The organism is Halobellus captivus, assembly GCF_007655485.1.
Lineage (GTDB): Archaea > Halobacteriota > Halobacteria > Halobacteriales > Haloferacaceae > Haloquadratum > Haloquadratum captivum.
Genome location: NZ_VJXQ01000003.1, coordinates 280,220 through 297,529 on the forward strand (window position 1 = coordinate 280,220; position 17,310 = coordinate 297,529).

Annotated in this window: 18 protein-coding genes; 7 read left to right on the forward strand and 11 right to left on the reverse strand. The window is 66.8% G+C overall.

Annotated elements, in window-relative coordinates; translation table 11 throughout:
• Positions 1-100 precede the first annotated feature (100 nt).
• Positions 101-991, reverse strand: a complete 891-nt coding sequence (locus tag FJT57_RS10760; protein ID WP_144905032.1) for a transcription initiation factor IIB — start codon at positions 989-991, stop codon at positions 101-103.
• Positions 992-1,154: 163 nt separating this feature from the next.
• On the opposite strand from FJT57_RS10760, the gene FJT57_RS10765 reads away from it, so the two are divergent.
• Positions 1,155-1,676, forward strand: coding sequence for a DUF7858 family protein (locus FJT57_RS10765; RefSeq protein WP_144905034.1), 522 nt, complete (start codon positions 1,155-1,157; stop codon positions 1,674-1,676).
• Between the two features lie 136 nt (positions 1,677-1,812).
• Here the strand turns inward: FJT57_RS10765 and FJT57_RS10770 are convergent, their stop codons facing one another.
• From FJT57_RS10770 to FJT57_RS10795, 6 genes are all read right to left on the reverse strand, one after another.
• Positions 1,813-2,574: an AAA family ATPase gene (locus FJT57_RS10770; RefSeq protein ID WP_144905036.1), complete on the reverse strand. Its 762-nt coding sequence runs from the start codon at positions 2,572-2,574 to the stop codon at positions 1,813-1,815.
• 57 nt (positions 2,575-2,631) lie between these two features.
• Positions 2,632-3,060, reverse strand: coding sequence for an HIT family protein (locus FJT57_RS10775; RefSeq protein ID WP_144905038.1), 429 nt, complete (start codon positions 3,058-3,060; stop codon positions 2,632-2,634).
• Positions 3,061-3,332: 272 nt separating this feature from the next.
• Positions 3,333-3,968, reverse strand: coding sequence for a uracil-DNA glycosylase (locus FJT57_RS10780; protein WP_144905330.1), 636 nt, complete (start codon positions 3,966-3,968; stop codon positions 3,333-3,335).
• Positions 3,969-3,994: 26 nt separating this feature from the next.
• Positions 3,995-4,861, reverse strand: a complete 867-nt coding sequence (locus FJT57_RS10785) for a ribose-phosphate diphosphokinase (RefSeq protein ID WP_144905040.1) — start codon at positions 4,859-4,861, stop codon at positions 3,995-3,997.
• 141 nt (positions 4,862-5,002) lie between these two features.
• The gene (locus tag FJT57_RS10790; RefSeq protein WP_144905042.1) at positions 5,003-5,857 is read right to left on the reverse strand and encodes an HVO_0234 family beta-propeller protein; all 855 of its coding nucleotides are present in this window, start codon (positions 5,855-5,857) and stop codon (positions 5,003-5,005) included.
• 150 nt (positions 5,858-6,007) lie between these two features.
• A complete protein-coding gene (locus tag FJT57_RS10795; RefSeq protein ID WP_144905332.1) occupies positions 6,008-6,325 on the reverse strand; it encodes a hypothetical protein in 318 nt (105 codons plus the stop codon).
• 249 nt (positions 6,326-6,574) lie between these two features.
• On the opposite strand from FJT57_RS10795, the gene FJT57_RS10800 reads away from it, so the two are divergent.
• The 4 genes from FJT57_RS10800 to FJT57_RS10810 all read left to right on the forward strand — a co-directional run bounded on the left by FJT57_RS10800 (position 6,575) and on the right by FJT57_RS10810 (position 10,411).
• Entirely contained in the window at positions 6,575-7,690 is a 1,116-nt protein-coding gene (locus FJT57_RS10800) for a tRNA (guanine(26)-N(2))-dimethyltransferase (RefSeq protein ID WP_144905044.1), read from the forward strand.
• A 148-nt stretch (positions 7,691-7,838) separates the two neighbouring features.
• Positions 7,839-9,149 carry a YihY/virulence factor BrkB family protein gene (locus tag FJT57_RS10805; RefSeq protein WP_144905046.1) on the forward strand — a complete coding sequence of 437 codons (1,311 nt, stop codon included), beginning with the start codon at positions 7,839-7,841 and terminating at the stop codon, positions 9,147-9,149.
• Between the two features lie 43 nt (positions 9,150-9,192).
• Positions 9,193-9,366, forward strand: a complete 174-nt coding sequence (locus FJT57_RS16680) for a hypothetical protein (RefSeq protein WP_203229149.1) — start codon at positions 9,193-9,195, stop codon at positions 9,364-9,366.
• Positions 9,367-9,499: 133 nt separating this feature from the next.
• Entirely contained in the window at positions 9,500-10,411 is a 912-nt protein-coding gene (locus tag FJT57_RS10810) for a phosphatase PAP2 family protein (protein ID WP_144905048.1), read from the forward strand.
• 179 nt (positions 10,412-10,590) lie between these two features.
• Here FJT57_RS10810 and glnA read toward each other — a convergent pair whose 3' ends face one another.
• Positions 10,591-11,964: a type I glutamate--ammonia ligase gene (gene glnA / locus FJT57_RS10815; protein ID WP_144905050.1), complete on the reverse strand. Its 1,374-nt coding sequence runs from the start codon at positions 11,962-11,964 to the stop codon at positions 10,591-10,593.
• A gap of 126 nt (positions 11,965-12,090) precedes the next feature.
• Between glnA and lrp the strand changes: the two genes are divergently transcribed.
• Complete coding sequence (gene lrp / locus FJT57_RS10820) at positions 12,091-12,549, forward strand: HTH-type transcriptional regulator Lrp (RefSeq protein ID WP_144905052.1); 459 nt, start codon at positions 12,091-12,093, stop codon at positions 12,547-12,549.
• A gap of 88 nt (positions 12,550-12,637) precedes the next feature.
• On the opposite strand, the gene FJT57_RS10825 is transcribed toward lrp, so the two are convergent.
• The 3 genes from FJT57_RS10825 to FJT57_RS10835 all read right to left on the reverse strand — a co-directional run bounded on the left by FJT57_RS10825 (position 12,638) and on the right by FJT57_RS10835 (position 15,423).
• On the reverse strand, positions 12,638-13,549 hold the full coding sequence (locus FJT57_RS10825) for an HFX_2341 family transcriptional regulator (protein ID WP_144905054.1): 912 nt from the start codon (positions 13,547-13,549) through the stop codon (positions 12,638-12,640).
• 145 nt (positions 13,550-13,694) lie between these two features.
• Complete coding sequence (locus tag FJT57_RS10830) at positions 13,695-15,197, reverse strand: sodium:solute symporter family protein (RefSeq protein ID WP_144905055.1); 1,503 nt, start codon at positions 15,195-15,197, stop codon at positions 13,695-13,697.
• Positions 15,190-15,423 carry a DUF3311 domain-containing protein gene (locus FJT57_RS10835; RefSeq protein ID WP_144905058.1) on the reverse strand — a complete coding sequence of 78 codons (234 nt, stop codon included), beginning with the start codon at positions 15,421-15,423 and terminating at the stop codon, positions 15,190-15,192. Before FJT57_RS10835 ends, FJT57_RS10830 begins: the two co-directional genes overlap by 8 nt.
• Positions 15,424-15,747: 324 nt before the next feature.
• On the opposite strand from FJT57_RS10835, the gene dnaG reads away from it, so the two are divergent.
• Entirely contained in the window at positions 15,748-17,310 is a 1,563-nt protein-coding gene (gene dnaG / locus FJT57_RS10840; RefSeq protein ID WP_144905060.1) for a DNA primase DnaG, read from the forward strand.

Sequence of the window (17,310 nt, forward strand, 5' to 3'; positions counted from 1 at the left end):
GAGGTCCGCTGCCGATCATCTGGAGGACGCCAGTAGCTGAGCCTTCGAACGACAGCAGAACAGTAGTCGCCGACACCGACAGCGATCCAAAAGACGTCTCTTACTCGTCGTCGCGGAGCCGCTGGTACGTCGACCGCAGCGTCACCGGCGTCACGTCGGCGGCGTCGGCTGCCTCCTGCTGTGTCACTCCCGCGCCGAGGTCGCGACCGGCGGTGTACAGGCAGGCTGCCGCGACGCCGCCGGGGTTTCGCCCCACTGAGAGGCCCTGTTCGGCCGCTTCGTCGACGTACTCGCGGGCGCGCCGTTCGACTTCGTCCGAGAGATCGAGTCGGGAGGCGAACCGCGGGACGTACTCCGCGGGATCGATCGGCCCGACCGGCAGCCCGAGTTCGCGGTTGATGGCGTCGTACGCGGCAGTCTGCTCGCTTTTCGTCGCCTTGGCGACGTCGGCGACCTCTCCGACCGTCCGCGACACGCGGGCGACCCGGCAGGCGGCGTAGACCGACGCGGCGGCGAACCCCTCCAGCGAGCGCCCGCAGAGGAGGTCCTCCGACTGCGCCGAGCGGAACAGCGAACACGCGTGATCTCTGATCCGGTCGGGGAGCGACAGGACGCTCGTCAACCGTCGAATCTCGGTGAACGCGTACACCTGGTTGCGCTCGCGCTTCGTCGAGATCCGCGCGCGGTTGTGCTGCCGTCGCATCCGCGCGAACTGTCGGCGCTTGCGACCCTTCACCCGCGTCGAACGCCCGATCTTCGTCGACAGTCCCCTGTCGTGACGCGAGCGCGTCAGCGGCGCGCCGGTCCGCTTCGGGTCCGTGTCGGAGTCGGCGAAGGAGCGCCAGTCCGGGCCGTGGTCGATCCGGTACTCCGAGATGACGAGCCCGCAGTCCCCGCAGACCGTCTCGCCGCGGGCGGTCTCGGGCCGACCCCCGCACTCGGGACAGGCGTTCGTCGTCGTGGTCGCGTCGGCGGTGGGTGATTCACTCATCACAATTGAAACTCGGTCGCGAAGCCATATTTAAAGACGTGAGAAAACGGGGCTTTACCCCCGATTCGACCACGTCTAACCTACCGGTAACCGGTAGGTTATGATATCAATTATGATACTCAGAACGAAGATTCTTATCCCACCGGGAGGACACACGCACACGATGGGTTTGTCGGAGATCGCCGCGGGGTTGGAACTGACGACGGAGCAGGTACAGCGCGGCGTCGCGACTGTCGACGACACGGACGTCGATCTCGACGCCCGCCTTCGCGAGTACGAGGACGACCTCCCGTGCACGGCGGCGGGGGCGGCGACCGTTCTCGACCGCTACGACGCGGGCACGAGCGTCGGCGACGCGGGAGAGGCCGCGGCGCTCGCGCCGGTCACCGCCGCGAAGTTACTGCATCGCTGCGGTTTCGAGGGCGTGACGCCGCTGTCGCCGACGGCCCACCGCGTTCTTCGAGATTGGATCGACGGTCGACTGTCGCGCGCGGACGCGCTGGAACTCACCGGCGCGGACGAGGCGGAGTTCGCGCTCGCCGCCTACGTCGAAACGCACGACCGGATCGCCGAACTCGCCGAGGCGGTCCGACGCGACGCGTCCGCCCCGATCGCTGGCAACGCGCTGGTGTCGAAGCGGGACGCGCTCGCGGAGACGATGAGCGGTACCGCCGAGCTCCGGTAGTCGCGGTGCCGCGCACCGAACACGGTGATCGGTAGCGGCCGGTCAGCGATGACTGCGCCGCTCACCAGTGAAAACCCGCTCAGCGACGGTTACCTATCTGAGCCACGATAGCGCCGCCCAGCCGTCATGTCCCCGCTCAGCGACCGATCAGACCACCGACCGAGCCGAGAAGTCCGCTGTCGTCACCTTCCGATGACGACAGTTCTTCCCCCGCGACGGCGGCGGCGACGCGCGCGACTTCCCTCGCGAATGCGTCGTCGTCGCCGAGACACGCCGGGGCCGAGCCGACCGCGCTGGCCTCGGTCTCCGGAACCGACACGTCCGCCGTCTGTAGCTCCCCGCGAGTCGAAACCACGAGATCGGCTTCGGTGCCGACGTCGGCCAGTCGCTCGTGGCACTGCTGGACCGACTCGGTTCCGCGCTCTGTGGCTGGTGCGACGACGGCGACGCTGTCTGCGGCGTTCACCGCGGCGACGGCCTGATTCGACGCGATCGGCGGCGCGTCGAGGAGGACGTGGTCGAACTGCGCGGCCGCCGTGGCGGTGAGCGACTCGAACCGCTTTGCCGCGTCGACGCTCTTCGCCCGCGCGAGTCGCTCGAACGGCGCGTACGCGGGGCAGACCGCGACGCCTCCGTCGGTCTCCCTGCCGAGATTGAGCTGATACAGTCCCGTGGCGAGCACGCGCTGCTCCTCGGTGAGCAGTGTCGTGATGTCCGGCTCGATCCTCCCTTCGACGTACTGCGCGAGCCCCTGGGTCGCGAACGCGGCGTCGAGAATCGCGACTTCGCGGCCGTCGGCCGCCAGCGCTGCACCCACTTCGACGGCGGTCCGCGTCGTTCCCGCGCCACCCGTCGCGCCGACGAACGCGGCGACGTCGGCCGTCCTCGTCTGTGACATATCCCACTTGGCCGCGTACTCGGGTTTAAACGATCCGATCGGGTTTCGGACTCCCGCTCACTCGCCCGATCCGATCGCGGCGGCGATGTCGTCGAGTTCGCTCTCGGAGAGATCCGGTCGCGCCCCGGCGACCGCGTGGATCGGCCCGCCGCCGTCGCCCTCGAAGCGCGGCACGACGTGCACGTGCACGTGCGGGACTTCCTGCCCGGCGGCCTCGCCGTTGTTGACGCCGATCGTCGTCGCGTCGGCGTCGACCGCGGCTTCGATCTGCGGCGTCAACTCCTGGACGGCCGCCCAGACGTCGGCGGCGACGTCGTCGGGCATCTCGTCGAGGCGTTCGTAGGGTTCTCTCGGAATCACCAGCGTGTGCCCCGGAGCGAGCGGGTTCGCATCGAGGAACGCCGCGACGGTGTCGGTCTCGTGAACGATCCGCGCCGGGATGTCTCCGGCGACGATCTGCTCGAAGATGGTCGGGTCGTCGCTCATACGCGAGGTGTCGGGCGGATCGCCGAAGTAGGTTCGGGTCAATACGAATCTGGCACAGATTGTACTGAAAGTGGTGCAGAAGAAGTATGGATGACCTCGGAATCCCCTGCCGTCTCGACTCCCGGGCCTCGTTGCGCTCCTCCTCGCTCACTTCGCTCGCTTCTGTGGTGCTTACGTCGGCCGGGTTCGTCGAGACGACAGCCCCTTCCAATCCCACCCGTGTGTATTTTCGTTCTGTCGTCGTGCGTAGAATCCGGGTTTCCGATCCCCACTCAGGACGAGTCGTCGTCGAGAGCCGTTCGGATCGCGTCGTGCACCGCAGTTCGGTACTCGTCGGCGCTGTAGCCGAGTTGCGCTCGCCAGATATCCTGATAGGACGGGTGCAGGATCGGCAACAGGGTCGTTCCGAGGTCCGCAAGTTCGATCGGCGCTAAGATCCGATCGACGAAGCCGTCGATCGTTCGGTCTTCGAGGGCTAATATTGTCGTCGTGGCGTGCTTCCCGGTCGCGACGATGACCGTCGGCTCGACGGTCTCGATCTCGACCAAAAGGTGCGTCCGGCAGTTCTCGCGCTCGGTCTCGGTTGGCTCTCGATTCGAGCCCTCGCCGTCGCACGGGAAGCACTTCACGGCGTTGGTGACGTAGGCGTCGGATCTGTCGATTTCTGCGAGGAGTTCTCTGACACGACGCCCAGAGTGCCGCGCGGTGTATGCCTTCCCCGTCCAGTTACCGCCGCGCCAGGTCTCCACTTCCGGGTTCCCGGCGCCGGGCGCTTCGCCGACGACCATCACGTTGGCGTCGAGGTCGCCGGTTCCCCACGAGATCTCCTCTCGGCACGCCACGAGTGCGGGACAGCGAGCACAATCGGCTTCGAGCACGTGGCGTTCGCCGGGGAATTCGAGAGCCATTCCGCTCTCCTCCGGTTCCGCTTCGCTCACGGCGATTCGACCGAGTCGACGGCGGCCGCGACGATCGGGGCGACGGAGACCGCGCTCACGTCGCGCTCGACGGTGTCGGTGCCGACGATCCGCTCTATTCCGGCGCGTTCGAGTTTCGTTCGGGCGTTTCGAGCGAGCAGCGGGTGGACACACGTCGCGAAGACCCGAGCGGCTCCTCCGGCGTCGAGGTGACCCACGGCCTCGCTCATCGTCGACCCGGTGGCGACGATGTCGTCGACGATGACGACGTCGCGGCCTGCCGGATCGGCGGCGCTCGGGGTGATCTCCACTTCGGTCCCGGAGTGACGGACCTTCTCGAAGTAGTCCGTCTCGCCCGCGCCGTAAGCGTCTCTGGCCGCTTCAGCGAGTTCGACCGCGCCGGAGTCCGGCGAGAGAAACAGCGGCTCGGCGAGGTCGTCGGGGAGGGGTTCGGCAAGGACGCCCGCGGCGTCACAGACGGTCACGTGCGCGTCGAAGAAGTCCGCGATCGCGTCCTCGTGGGGGTTAACGAGCACGACGCGATCGGCACCCGTCGAGGCCGCTTTCGCCATCGCCCGCGCGGAGACCGGCTGTCCCACCTCGAAGGCCTTGTCCTGGCGCGCGTAACCCATATACGGAATCACGGTGACGATTTCCGAAGCCCCGGCCTCGCGGACGGCGTCCTGCAACTGGAGCAGTTCGATCCACGCGTCGTTCGAGTCCGTGGTCGCGACGACGACCGCGCGGTCGGCGGCGAACTCGGGGACGGCGGCGAACGTCTCGCCGTCGGGGAAGCGGTCGTACTCGACGGCCGCCAGCGGTTCGCCCAGTCGGTCCGCGAGCGCGGCCGCGAGAGCCTGCGAGGATGCGCCGGGTACGATCATACCAGGTAGGTCTCGACCCGCGGTAAAACCCCTTTCCGTCTCGGTTTCGGTGTGCGATCGTGCGTCGCCGCGCCCGCTCCGCGGTTCGAGTCGCGCTCCGTCGATCGGCTCACGTTCGACCGTCCGGACTACGCCTGTCGCTCAAACCGCCGCGGCGGCGACGTCTCTGACGCCCAGCTCCCGGTGCCGCCACTCCTCCCCGGGGAGCCGAACCGCCAGCGTTCCACCGGCGGTGACGGCGTACGCCGCGTCGGTTCCGTGCGTCACGGCCACGACGTCGCCGTCGACGGGGAGCGACGCTTCGTCCCACGTATCGCCGTCGTCGCCCGTGCGCTCGTACAGGACTCCATCGCTGACTGCAAGCCCCCGACCTCCGGCGGCGTCGACGGCGTCGACCGGCCCGTCGATGACGTCCATCCAGCCGTTCCCGAGTTTGTACAGCCCCGTTCCGGTCGCGACGAGCGGCTCGGCGTCGACGTCGCGCGCGTCGTCGAGTCCGGCGTGCGCGAGCCCCGCCGCGCCGAGGCGGTAGACGCCGTCCCCGGCCGCGACGAGCGGCCCGTCGATGGCGCGAACGGCCCCTGCCGTGCTCCCCGCGTCCGTCCACTGCGGTTCCGAACCCGTGGCGTCCGCGACGTCCACGCGGCCGACTCGTCCGCCCGCGTCGCCCGCGAGTAGCGTCTCGCCGTCGAAGCCGACGGCCGTCGCCGGGCCGAATCCCGTCTCCGCGACGTCGAGGCCACGATTGCCATCAGTCGCGCCATCCGCGCTGTCGGCGTCGGTCCGGTTCGCGAGCAAGACGTCCTCGTCGGTCGCGACCGCGACGAGCGGTCCGGCCGTGGCGATGTCGCGCGCGCGGCACCGATGGGCGACGCCGAACTCGCCGATCAGGTCGTCGGAGACCGAGACGGCGACGACGCCTAACTCCGCGGCGAGAAACACCCGCTCGACCCCGGAGTTATCGGTGTACACCCGCTTTTCATCGATCGTGGGCATTGTCGACCGTTCGCCGAGGCGGGGTAAAAGCGGTGCGGACGGCGAGTGGGAAGCGATGCAGGCGTCGGGAGTGAATCGGTGCGGACGGCGAACGGGAGGCGGTATGAGCAGGAGAGAGTGAATCGGTGCGGACGGCGAGGGTAGGCCCGATCAGAGGAAGTCGCGGACCTCTGAGTACCACATCTCGTGGTAGTCGACCTCGCCGATCCGCTCGGCGATGGCGACCGCGAGGACGTGCCAGCAGCGCTCTGTCGGATCCTCCGGATCGAGGTTGTAGGCGCTGTCCTTGCAGGTGCAGCCGCCGTCCTCGACGACGTACTCGTCGGCGTGGCCGACGACCACCGTGAAATCCCGGTAGCGTTTGACTCTCCCCTCCGAGACGGCCTCGATGGCGCGCGCGCCGCGGCCGTCGTGACGCGACATCAGCGCGTCGACCGCGCCGGGCGTTAGCTCGCCCTTCTCGGCCAGCTCCCGCCGCCACGCGGTTTCGGTGTCGCTGTCTGTCTCGGTGGGGACGACGTAGGCGTCGCTCGGATCCGGGGCGTCCGGGTTTGCCGCTCGGTCTCCCACGTCGTCGCCGTCGGTCACGCTCGGGTGTTCCCCCGGCCCCGACAAAACGCCTCCGGTGGATTCGACCCGTTCGGCCGTCGGGGACGGACATCAGTCCGCGCGCACCGCATCGTATCGCTTTTCGCGGCGGAGCGCTCGAATCCCCCTATGGACGTTCGTGAGGGCAACGTCGAGGTGTCGGTGCCGGACGCGCGCGACGGGGCATCGGAGGGTGCGGGCGACGGCGTGTTCTACAACCCGACGCAGGAACTCAACCGCGACGTGACGGTGGCGACGCTGCGCGCGTACCGCGAGCGCGAGCCCCGCGCGAGTTCGTATCTCGACGCGATGGCCGCGAGCGGCGTCCGCGGCGTTCGCGCCGCGGCGGAGGGGTTCGACGTCACCTGTGCCGACGTCGATCCCGACGCCGTCGACCTCGCCCGCGAGAACCTCGCTCGCAACGGCCTCTCGGGTGAGGTCGTCGAGCGGAACGTCAACGCCCTGTTGCACGAATCCGTCTTCGACGTGGTCGATCTGGACCCCTTCGGCACCCCGATTCCCTTTGTCGACGCCGCGGTCGCGAACACGCGGAACCTGGTCTGCGTCACCGCGACCGACACCGCGCCGCTGTGCGGGGCGCACCAGCGATCGGGCATCCGGAAGTATTCGACGCTCCCGCAGAACACCGATTACCACGCCGAGATGGGGCTTCGCGTCCTCCTCTCGGCGCTCGTCCGCACGGCGGCGCGCTACGACAAGGCGGCCGTTCCGATCCTCTCACACGTCACGCGCCACTACGCCCGCGCCTACCTCGAACTCGACGCGCGCGCGACGCAGGCTGACGAGTTGATCGACCGACTGGGCTACGTCCACCACTGCGAGGACTGCCTCCACCGGACGCACGAGTTCGAGTTAATCGCCCACCCGCCGGACACCTGCGAGGGCTGCGGCGGCGACCGCCTGCTCTCGGCCGGACCGCTCTATCTCGGGCCGATCCGCGACGCCGACTTCACCAGGTCGGTCCGCGAGCACGTCTCTGAGGAGATGGGCGAGGCCGCCCGCGCGAAACGGATGCTCGACACCCTCGCCGCGGAGCTCGACGCGCCGACGCACTACGACCAGCACCGCCTCTGCAAGCAGTGGACGCGCCCGGCCCCGGCGATGGACGACTTCCTGGAGTCGCTTCGAGACGCCGGGTTCGAGGCGACGCGAGCGCACTACTCCGGAACGGCGTTCAAGACCGACGCGACTGTCCCGGAGATCCGTGACGCGACTGCGGAGTGAGTAGCGGCGGAGTCGGAGGAAGTGAGGCGAATCGGCGGAAGCAAGGCAAGTCGGCGGAGACAACACGTTCTGGCGCGTCGGAGTCGCTGGGAACAACTCGCTCCGATGCGCCGGGTGATTCTTGTGTCGATCCGCCGAACTACACCCTGTGAGCGCCTCGACCGCCGACCGACTCGCCGTACCACGTTCGATCGTCGAAACCGTCCGCGAGCGGGAGGTCGCGTTTCTCGCGGCGGGAATCTCCTACTACGTGCTCGTCTCGCTCATCCCGCTTCTCACGCTGGCCGTCGTCGTCGCGACGATCGTCGGCGGGGCCGACCTCGCGGCGGCGGTCCAATCGATCGCCGCGGCGTATCTCCTTCCGACCGGCTCCGACCTCGTTTCGAGCGCGCTCGCGGATCCGACCGGTCGCGGGACGCTCTCGGTTTTCAGCCTCCTCCTGACGCTTTGGGGCACGCTGAAACTGTTCCGCGGCGTCGACGTCGCGTTCGCGAAAGTGTACGGCTATCCGACCAGCCCGATACTCGAACAGCTCTCGGACGGGCTCGTGACCCTCGCGTCACTGGGAGCGGCGACCCTCGGAGTCGTCGCGGCGACTACGGTGTTAGCCCTCGTCGACGTCCCGTTCATCGAACTACTCAGCGCGCTGGTTCTCTTGGGATTTCTCGTCGCCTCGTTTCTGCCGCTCTACGTCGTCATCCCCGATGTCGAGGTCGGCGTCGCGAGCGCCCTTCCGGGAGCGGTGTTCGCCGCCGTCGGGTGGACCGTCCTGAGCACCGGGTTCGGGATCTACGCGCGGGTTTCCAGCGGCGTCGCTGGCGCGCTCGGTGCCGTGTTGCTGCTCGTCACGTGGTTTTATCTCTCGGGGATTCTCGTGCTCACCGGGGCCGCCGTCAACGCGGTCCTCGCGGGGCAGGTCGGCGGCGTAGACCGGCAGCTACAACACCCGCCGGGGCGACGTGACGAGCAGACGATGAGTGCGGACGACGCGACGAACGAGGACGCCGCCGACGAGTCCGTCCCCGAGGGCGATCCCTCCTTCGCGGGCGACGCCGATTCCGAAACCGAACTCGATCCGCGGGGCGCGCCCGACATCGAGCAGCTGGACCGACGAATCGAGGAGCTGCGCGCCGATCTCGACGCCTTCGAGTCCGACGTCCAGTCGCGAACGGTCGACCGTCCGGACGTCGAAGGGGAGATGCGCCGCTACGTGCGCGGTCGGCTCCGCCGCGGCAAAGCCCGCGGTTGGGGTCCGTATCTCGTGCTGCTCTACGGCACTGCGGCGACCATCGCCGCGTTCTACTTTCTGCAGGACGACCTCCTCGCCGTCGCGGCGATGGTCGTTATCTACCTCTCGACGCTCGGCCTCTACACGCTCTTCGTGGTCTTCGGCGTCGGGTTGAACGCCCTCGGCGTTCCGGGCAGACTCGTCGACTGGGTCCGAGACCGCCGCTCTTGAGATGCCGTAACGCTGTTACCGTCGTGTTCCGTTTTCGGCGGTGATGGTCTCCACGGACTCCGTAACCGTCACCGTGTTCGCCGTGATCGGTGTTGTGCTCTGGTACGCATCGGCGTCGTTCACCGACAGCTCGGTGGTCAGACTCGCGGTTCTCATCGGTGTCGGCGTCGTCATCCCGACGCTGATCAACCAGTACCGCGAGCGATCGCGGCCGTGACCCCCGTCCGTTCGATTCCGCGAAGCGAAATCGCACTCCTCCGACGTAGTCACGTTCGCTAACGCTCACGTTACCCCCCGTCGAATCCGGTTTCCCGCAGCTATTTGGTCTTGGACCGGCGACCGAACGGGCAATGACCGTACCAGTCACGCCGCTCGCGACCCGGGGGATCGGCGAAGTCGCGTTCGCCGAGTCACTTCCGGAGGCGGTCACGGCCGTCTTCTGGGCGCTCACCCACCTCGGAAACCCCTACCTGCTCTTGGGGATCGTCGCGCTCGCGTACCTGCTCGGTGACCGCGTCGGCATCTCTCGGCAAAGCGCGGCGTTCGCGCTCGGGCTCGGGCTGTGTGCGATCGGACTGACCGTCGGACTGAAACACTTCTTCGGGCTTCCGCGCCCGCCGATCTCCTACCGGGACGGACTGGGCTTCCCCAGCGGGCACGCCCTCGGCTCGACGATCTTCTGGGGCGGCGTGGCGGTTCTCGCCCACCGGGGCGCGTGGCAGCGTCGACTCGCGCTCGCCGCCGCGGTCGTCGCGACGGTCTCGCTCTCCCGCGTCCTCATCGGCGTTCACTACCTCGCGGACGTCGTCGCTGGCGTCGCGCTCGGCGTCGCCTTCCTCGCGGCGGCGTTCGCCCTCGGACCCGGGTTCTCCCTCGGCACCCGCGTCGGCGCGCTCGCGAAACCGACCCAGCGGCACGTCACCGGGCTGTTCGGCGTCGCGCTCGCGCTCGGCGTCGCGGCTCTCTTCGTCGCACCCGGCGAGAGCGAACTGTTTCTCGGAATCGGCACCGCCGCGGGTGGCACCGTCGCGTGGCACCGCTTCGGCGACCGAGCGGCGCGGGAGACCATCGAACTGGCGGGGCGTCCGCTCGCCGTCGGCGGCGGCGGGCTGTTGATCGCGCTGGCCGCGATGAGCGGGGTCGCGGAGCTCGCCGAGAGCGGAGCGCTGATCGCCGCCGTCGGCGTCGTCGGCGGGATCGGCCTGCTCGTCCTCCCGATCGTCGTCGGACGGGCGACGGGATCGGAGCCCCGCGGCTTCTGATCGAAGCGGTCGAACCGCACCGCTTCGGAACTGCCGAATCGAAAATTCTGAACGGAACTGTCGAATCGGAAATTCGAAAAAGAAAGACCGTCGCGGCGTCGGACGGTCGTGACGGGTGATGGTTTCGGCGTCAGACGGTCGCGATCGAAGACGATTACGGCGTCAGGCGCTCGCGACGCTCAGTACGTCTCGAGGTAGCGGTCGAGTTCCCACTGGGAGACGTCGATGCGGAACTCGTCGTACTCCTGCGTCTTCGCCTCGACGAACTTCTCGTAGACGTGCTCGCCGAGCGCCTCCTGGATGTCCTCGTCGGCTTCGAGCGCGGCGACGGCCTCGCCGAGGTTCGCGGGCAGCATATCGATGCCGTACTCCTCGCGCTTCGCCTCGTCGAACTCGTAGATGTTTTCTCGAACCGGATCGGGCGCTTCGAGACCGTCCTCGATGCCGTTGAGCCCGGCGGAAACGATCGCCGCGATCGCGAGGTAGGGGTTACACGCCGGGTCGGGAGATCGGAGCTCGACGCGCGACGCGGCAGGCACTCGCGCGGCTGGCTTGCGGATGAGCGCCGAGCGGTTGCGGTCGGACCACGCGACGTACACCGGCGCTTCGTAGCCGGGAACGAGGCGCTTGTAGGAGTTCACCGTCGGGTTGGCGACGGCCGTGATCGCGGGAGCGTGTTTGAGGACGCCAGCGAGGAACGAGTGCGCCGTCTCCGAGAGGTTGAACTCGTCGTCGTCGTCGTGGAAGGCGTTGTTGCCGTCCTCGTCGAACAGCGAAACGTGGGTGTGCATCCCCGAGCCGTTGATCTTCGGGATCGGCTTGGGCATAAACGTCGCGTGGAGGTCGTGCTGCGCGGCGATGGCGCGGACGACCGTCCGGAACGTCCCGACGTTGTCGGCGGTGGTGAGGGCGTCGTCGTACTCGAAGTTGATCTCGTGTTGGCCCTCGGCGACCTCGTGGTGGCTGGCCTCGATCTCGAAGCCCATCGACTCCAGGCCGTAGATGATGTCTCGGCGGACGTCGCTGGCGAGGTCCTTCGGCGCGAGGTCGAAGTAGCCACCGGCGTCGTTGGTCTTCGTCGTCGCGCGACCGTCCTCGTCCTCCTCGAAGAGGAAGAACTCGGGTTCGGGGGCGACGTTGACGGTGTAGCCCATCTCCTCGGCGCGATCGAGGGTCTTCTTCAGGACGGTCCGCGGGTCGCCCTCGAAGGGTTCGCCGGTGGACGTGTTGATGACGTCGCAGATGAGACGCGCCGAGCGCCCGTCGCGCCACGGCAGGATCGCGAACGTCTCGGCGTCGGGCTTGAGCCGCATATCCGACTCCTGAATCCGGACGAACCCTTCGATGCTGGACCCGTCGAAGTAGATCCCGTCAGTGAACGCCTTCTCAGCCTGCGTCGCGGGGACGGCGACGTTCTTTACGGTGCCGAGAATGTCGGTGAACTGCAGGCGGAGAAAGTCGACATCTTTCTCCTCGATTTCGTCGATTACGCGCTGTGCTTCGGCGGAAAGGCCGCCGTCTGTTGCGGCGACAGGTTCGTTTTCGTCCGTCATGTCCTAGACAATCGAATCCGAACACTCCCAGTATAAAGACGTTATCGCTTAGTGCAAATGCCCCTACTCGCATTTTGAATTGGATATTCGTAAAATTCTAATGCCTTCAGATACACCGTGAGTGTAATGACGTACGAAAACCTCGACGCAAAACTGATTAACGCATTACTCGGTGATGGGCGCGCGAGTCTTCGGAGCCTCGCGGAGGAACTCGACGTGTCGGTCACGACCGTCTCGAATCACCTTCGCGACCTCGAAGACCAGGGCGTGATCGAGGGGTACACCCCGCGCGTGAACTACGACGCGCTCGGTTACGACGTGACGGCGATCATTCAGCTGAAGGTCGAAGGGAGCGCGCTTCCCGACATCACCGACCGGCTCAAAGGACACAAACAGATGGTGACCGTCTACGAAGTCACCGGCGACTACGACGTCATCGCGGTCGGGAAGTTCGAGGACACCGACGGAATGAACGCGCAGATTAAAGAGCTGCTCACCGACGCGGACATCCGCGAATCCAACACGAGCGTCGTTCTCAACGCCGTCGTCGAGAACGCGCAGTTCGACCTCGACGTCACCGAGTGACGCATCGTCACCGCGTACCGCACCGGAACGCCAGCACGCTCACCCGCGTCTCCTGAGCGATCGCTGTTGCAGCCCGCTACACGCTTATTCACGCTTCGAGGACGTCGTCCTCGGCGTGCGCGCGCACCCAAAGCTGCCCGATGCGGGAGAGCCGCGTCCGATACGATTTCCCGCGCTCTTCCTGCTCGATGTATCCCTTCCCGCCCGGCCCGAGGCGGTCGACGTTGTAGATCACCTTCGATCTAAACGAGTCGGTGTACTCCTCGTTCATATCGCGCGCCAGCGTCTCCGCGAGCTCAGAGACCGAGTCGAACTCGCCGTACTCGCCGAGCTCGTAGAGGATGACCTCCTCGAAGGGCTTGACGTTCTGAAACGACGCGACAGGCAGTTCGACGACGTGGCTGTCGCCGATGCGCTTCGCGCCGATGGTCGTCCCGCGCTCGTCGAACTCCGCGAGGATGTCCGTCGCCGACTCGTGGCGCTCGCGGATCCGCTCGTCGTCGATATCGTCGCCGGACAGCAGTTCGCTCAGAAGCGCCTTCGCCTCCCGGACCTCCTCGGCGAGTTCCGTTTCCAGATACTTCTCGGGGGCGGTGTAGTAGGTGTGGATCCGGTCGCGGTCCGCCTGCCGCTCGACCATAATCGAGTGCGCGGCGGTGGCGAACGCGAACGAGACCGGTCGCGGCATCGCCGAGACGTTCACCCACACCTCCGAGTCCTCGGCGGCGTCGAGCTCCTCGTTGATCAGGTCGTAGGCCTGCTCGAAGGCGGCGTCGTAGTCGTAGACGTCGGCGACGACGACGCGTTCGGTGTCCGCGCCCAGGAGGTTCTGAAAGTCCTTCTCGAGCTTTTTCGAGAGGTGTCGCGAGTACTCGACGTTCGACTCGCTGCCGACAGCGCCCTCCAACAGAATCACCCGGTCGACGTCCTGCTGGTCCCGGATGAGGGGCGCGATGAGCCGGTCGTAATCGAACCCGACCGGGACGATGTGGGTCTGCATACGCCGTCGTAGGAGCGACCGGGTGTTAAAGCGACCGTCACTCGTTCATTGGTGTCGTCGGTTCCTCATTCGATCGGCTGTAGCTGTGTACCGGTGATCGCGACTCTCGCGACCGCTATCATCCGGTTAGATCTCCGCGTTGCGCCTACTCCGCCCGCACCCCGACGGCGAACGTCTCGCTGCGCTCGTCGGTGTCGGTCGCAGTGATCAGCGATCCGCCGACCGTGAGCACGAGCGAGAGCACCATCCCGTAGAGCGCGAAGTCCCACGTGAAGTACGTCGTACCGAGGACCGTGATGCCGCCGACGGTCACCGCTGGGAGGAACACGTGCGCGACGTAGAACAGTTGCGCGCCCAGGATCCCCGCGAACATTCCCTGTCGGGTCGTCCGCGGCCAGTAGAGCGCGACGATCACCGGGAGCGCGAGCTGGGCGTACCCGCCGAAAGCCGTGTCTCCGATCTCGACGAGCGTACCGGGTCGGAACAGGCTGGTGACGAACGTCCCGATCGCGAAGGCGGCGACGCCGACCCTGGCGATCCACGCCTCGCGCTGCTCGGTGGCGGCGGGGTTCACGAACGGTCGGTAGAGATCGCGCGTCAGGTACGACGATCCCGAGAGGAGCATCGAGTCCGAGGAGGACATCATCGCCGCCATCGCCCCCGCGACGACGAGCGCGGCGAACCACGCGGGCGTGTACGCGTTCAACAGCACGGGCACGACGTTCGCGCCGTCCGGGACCGACACGCCGAGGCCCGCCGCCCACGACCCGAGGAGGAACGCGGGAACGAACAGCAGCACCACGAGCACCGGCCACAGCGCGAAGGAGCGCTTCAGTACGCGGGCGTCCTTCGCGACGAAGAAGCGCTGGTTGATCTGCGGGAACATCGCGACGCCGAAGGCGATCGTCACGGCCTGGGCGATCATCCACTGCGGCGAGTAGACCCCGCCGCCGAGACTGAGGAATTCGGGGTTCGTCTCCGCGAGCGACGCCGACACCGCGTCGAGACCGCCCGCCGCCGAGAGCACCCAGCCGACGGCGATCCAGACGATCCCGAGCATGAACACGCCCTGGATCGTGTCCGTCCAGGCGACGCCGCGGAGGCCCGCGAGGACGACGTAGACGATCATGAACAGCGTGATGCCCGCCGCGCCGATCCAGTACGGGACGGTCCCGTTCGTCAGCCCGACGATCGCCTCGCCCGCGCCCATCTGCTGGAGCATCACGTACGGGAACAGCCAGAAGATCGAGACGCCCGCGACGAGCGCGCGAAGTCGCTTCGAGCCGAACCGATCACCGAGCATCTCCCCGAGAGTGACGTAGCCCTGCGCTTTCCCGATCAGCCACTGCCGGTAGCCGATCACGTACCAGAGAATCGCGAAGAGGATCCCGTCCATCACCCCCATCACGAGGATCCACTCGGGCCCGGCCGCGTACGCGAGGTTCGGCCCGCCGAAGAACGTGAACGCCGAGAGCAGCGTCGCGAACGTCGTAAAGAGGAGTACGCCCGTTCCGATCGATCGACTCGCGAGGTAGTAGTCCTCGGCGTCGCGGCCGGTCAGTCGGTACGCGAGGACGCCCACGGTGAGCGCCACCACGAGATACGCGCCGATGACGCCGAGTTGCACGAGGAGCGCCGACTCAGCCATCGAAGCCCACCTCGTCGGGTTCGACGTTCATCAAGCGGTCCCATCCCCTGCGAGTGAACAGCGCGAACGTCAGCGATGCGAGTCCCATCCACCCGATGTGCCACCACAGCCAGAGGGGAAGTCCGAGCCACGTCCTCGCGTCGCCCCAGAGGAACCACGGGATTGCGAATGCGACGAGCACTCCGAACACGCCGATCCAGAGATAATCCGTCTTCTGTCTCTCCATCGAAGTCTACTCCTCACTCGGTATATGTAAAAATTTCTCTTAGCACTTCGGAATGGTTGTATGAAGAAAATTATTCTCCAATACGCGACGATGGTGCCTTCTCGTTCGTGAGTCGGTCCGAGCGTCGCGCTCCCGTGAATTCCGGTTCTCTGCGGGCCATCCGGAACGCCCAGTCCGCTCTGTTCCATCCGCCCGCACTCGCGCGCGGCGCGTTGTCTCGGGTACGATAGATATTTGCCGCGAGCAGCCGTTATATAAGCACGTCATTGGGCTACCCATGACGCACATATCACCATCATCACGCCCCTCCGGGGGTATTCATCAATGGAAGACACCGAAAAATATCTCATACACGCAGCGATCACTGCCGACGGCATCGTCGAGCGGTCCGACGTCGTCGGGGCCATCTTCGGGCAGACCGAAGGGCTCCTCGGCGACGACTTGGACCTCCGCGACCTCCAGCAGTCGTCGAAAGTCGGCCGAATCGACGTCGAAATCGACTCGCAGAACGGCCAGTCCTTCGGGACGGTCACCATCGCGAGCAGCCTCGACAGAGTCAAGACCGCGATTCTCGCGGCCTCCCTCGAGACGATTACCCGCGTCGGGCCCTGCCGGGCCACCGTCGAAGTAACGGACATCGAAGACGTCCGCGAGGCCAAACGCCGCGAGGTCGTCGAGCGCGCGAAGGAACTCCTCTCGGGGTCGTTCGACGAGAGCGTGATCTCCTCGACGGAGATCTTAGAGGAGGTCAAAGAGAGCGTTCGGATCGAGGACATCAGCGAGTACGAGGGACTTCCGGCGGGCCCGCACGTCGCCGAATCGGACGCCGTCGTCGTCGTCGAGGGCCGCTCGGACGTCCTGACGCTCCTGAGCTACGGCATCAAGAACGCCATCGCCGTCGAGGGGACGAACGTGCCCGACGCCGTCGCGAAGCTCACTCACGAGCGGACGACCACCGCGTTCTTCGACGGCGACCGCGGCGGAGAGCTCATTCTCCGCGAGCTGACGCAGGTGGGTAACGTCGACTACGTCGCGTTCGCGCCCGAGGGACGCTCCGTCGAGGACCTCAAACGCCACGAGGTCTTCGCCGCGCTCCGCGATAAGATGTCCATCGACGCCTACGAAGCGGACGATCCAATCGGAGTGGACGAAAACGCCGAGGCGACGTCGGACGGTGAACAGCCAGACCCTCCGCAGGGGTCGCAGACGACTGAGTCGGCGACCCCAACCGAACTGAACGAATCGATGAACGACGTCTCCGGCGACATTCCCGACGGGGCATACACCGACGTCTCTCCGGAAGATGGAGCCCACGAAGTGCACGAACCGACGTCCGATGGTGCCGGGGTGCGGGAGTCGTTCGAGCTCTCGACGAACGCCGACAACGAATTCGAGGCCGCTGCCGTCGACTCCGACGTCGCTGACGGCCGCGAAGGCGACATCGGAACTGATGAGGCGAGCACTGAGAGCACCGACGACGTCGCTGACGAAACCACTGACGACGTCGCTGACGAAACCACCGAAGATGCCGCTGACGAAACCACCGACGACGCCGACGAGGCGGCCGATACGGCCGGTCAGCACTCTCTCAGAGACCACGTCCGCGAGGTGATCGACGAACGCAGCGGAACGGTCCGCCTACTCGATACCGATCTCGCGATGGTCGCCGAATCGCCCGCCGAGGACGCCTTCGATGCGCTCGCGGAAGCGGAGTCCGCACCGTACGCCGTGGTCATCGACGGCACCTTCACGCAGCGCCTCCTCGACGTCGCGGCCCAGCGGGGCGTCGAACACGCCGTCGCGGAATCGACCGGCGAGTTCGTCAAGAAACCGGTCGGCGTCCGACTCCTGACGGCCGATCAGCTGGCGACGTCCGTCGCGAGCTGA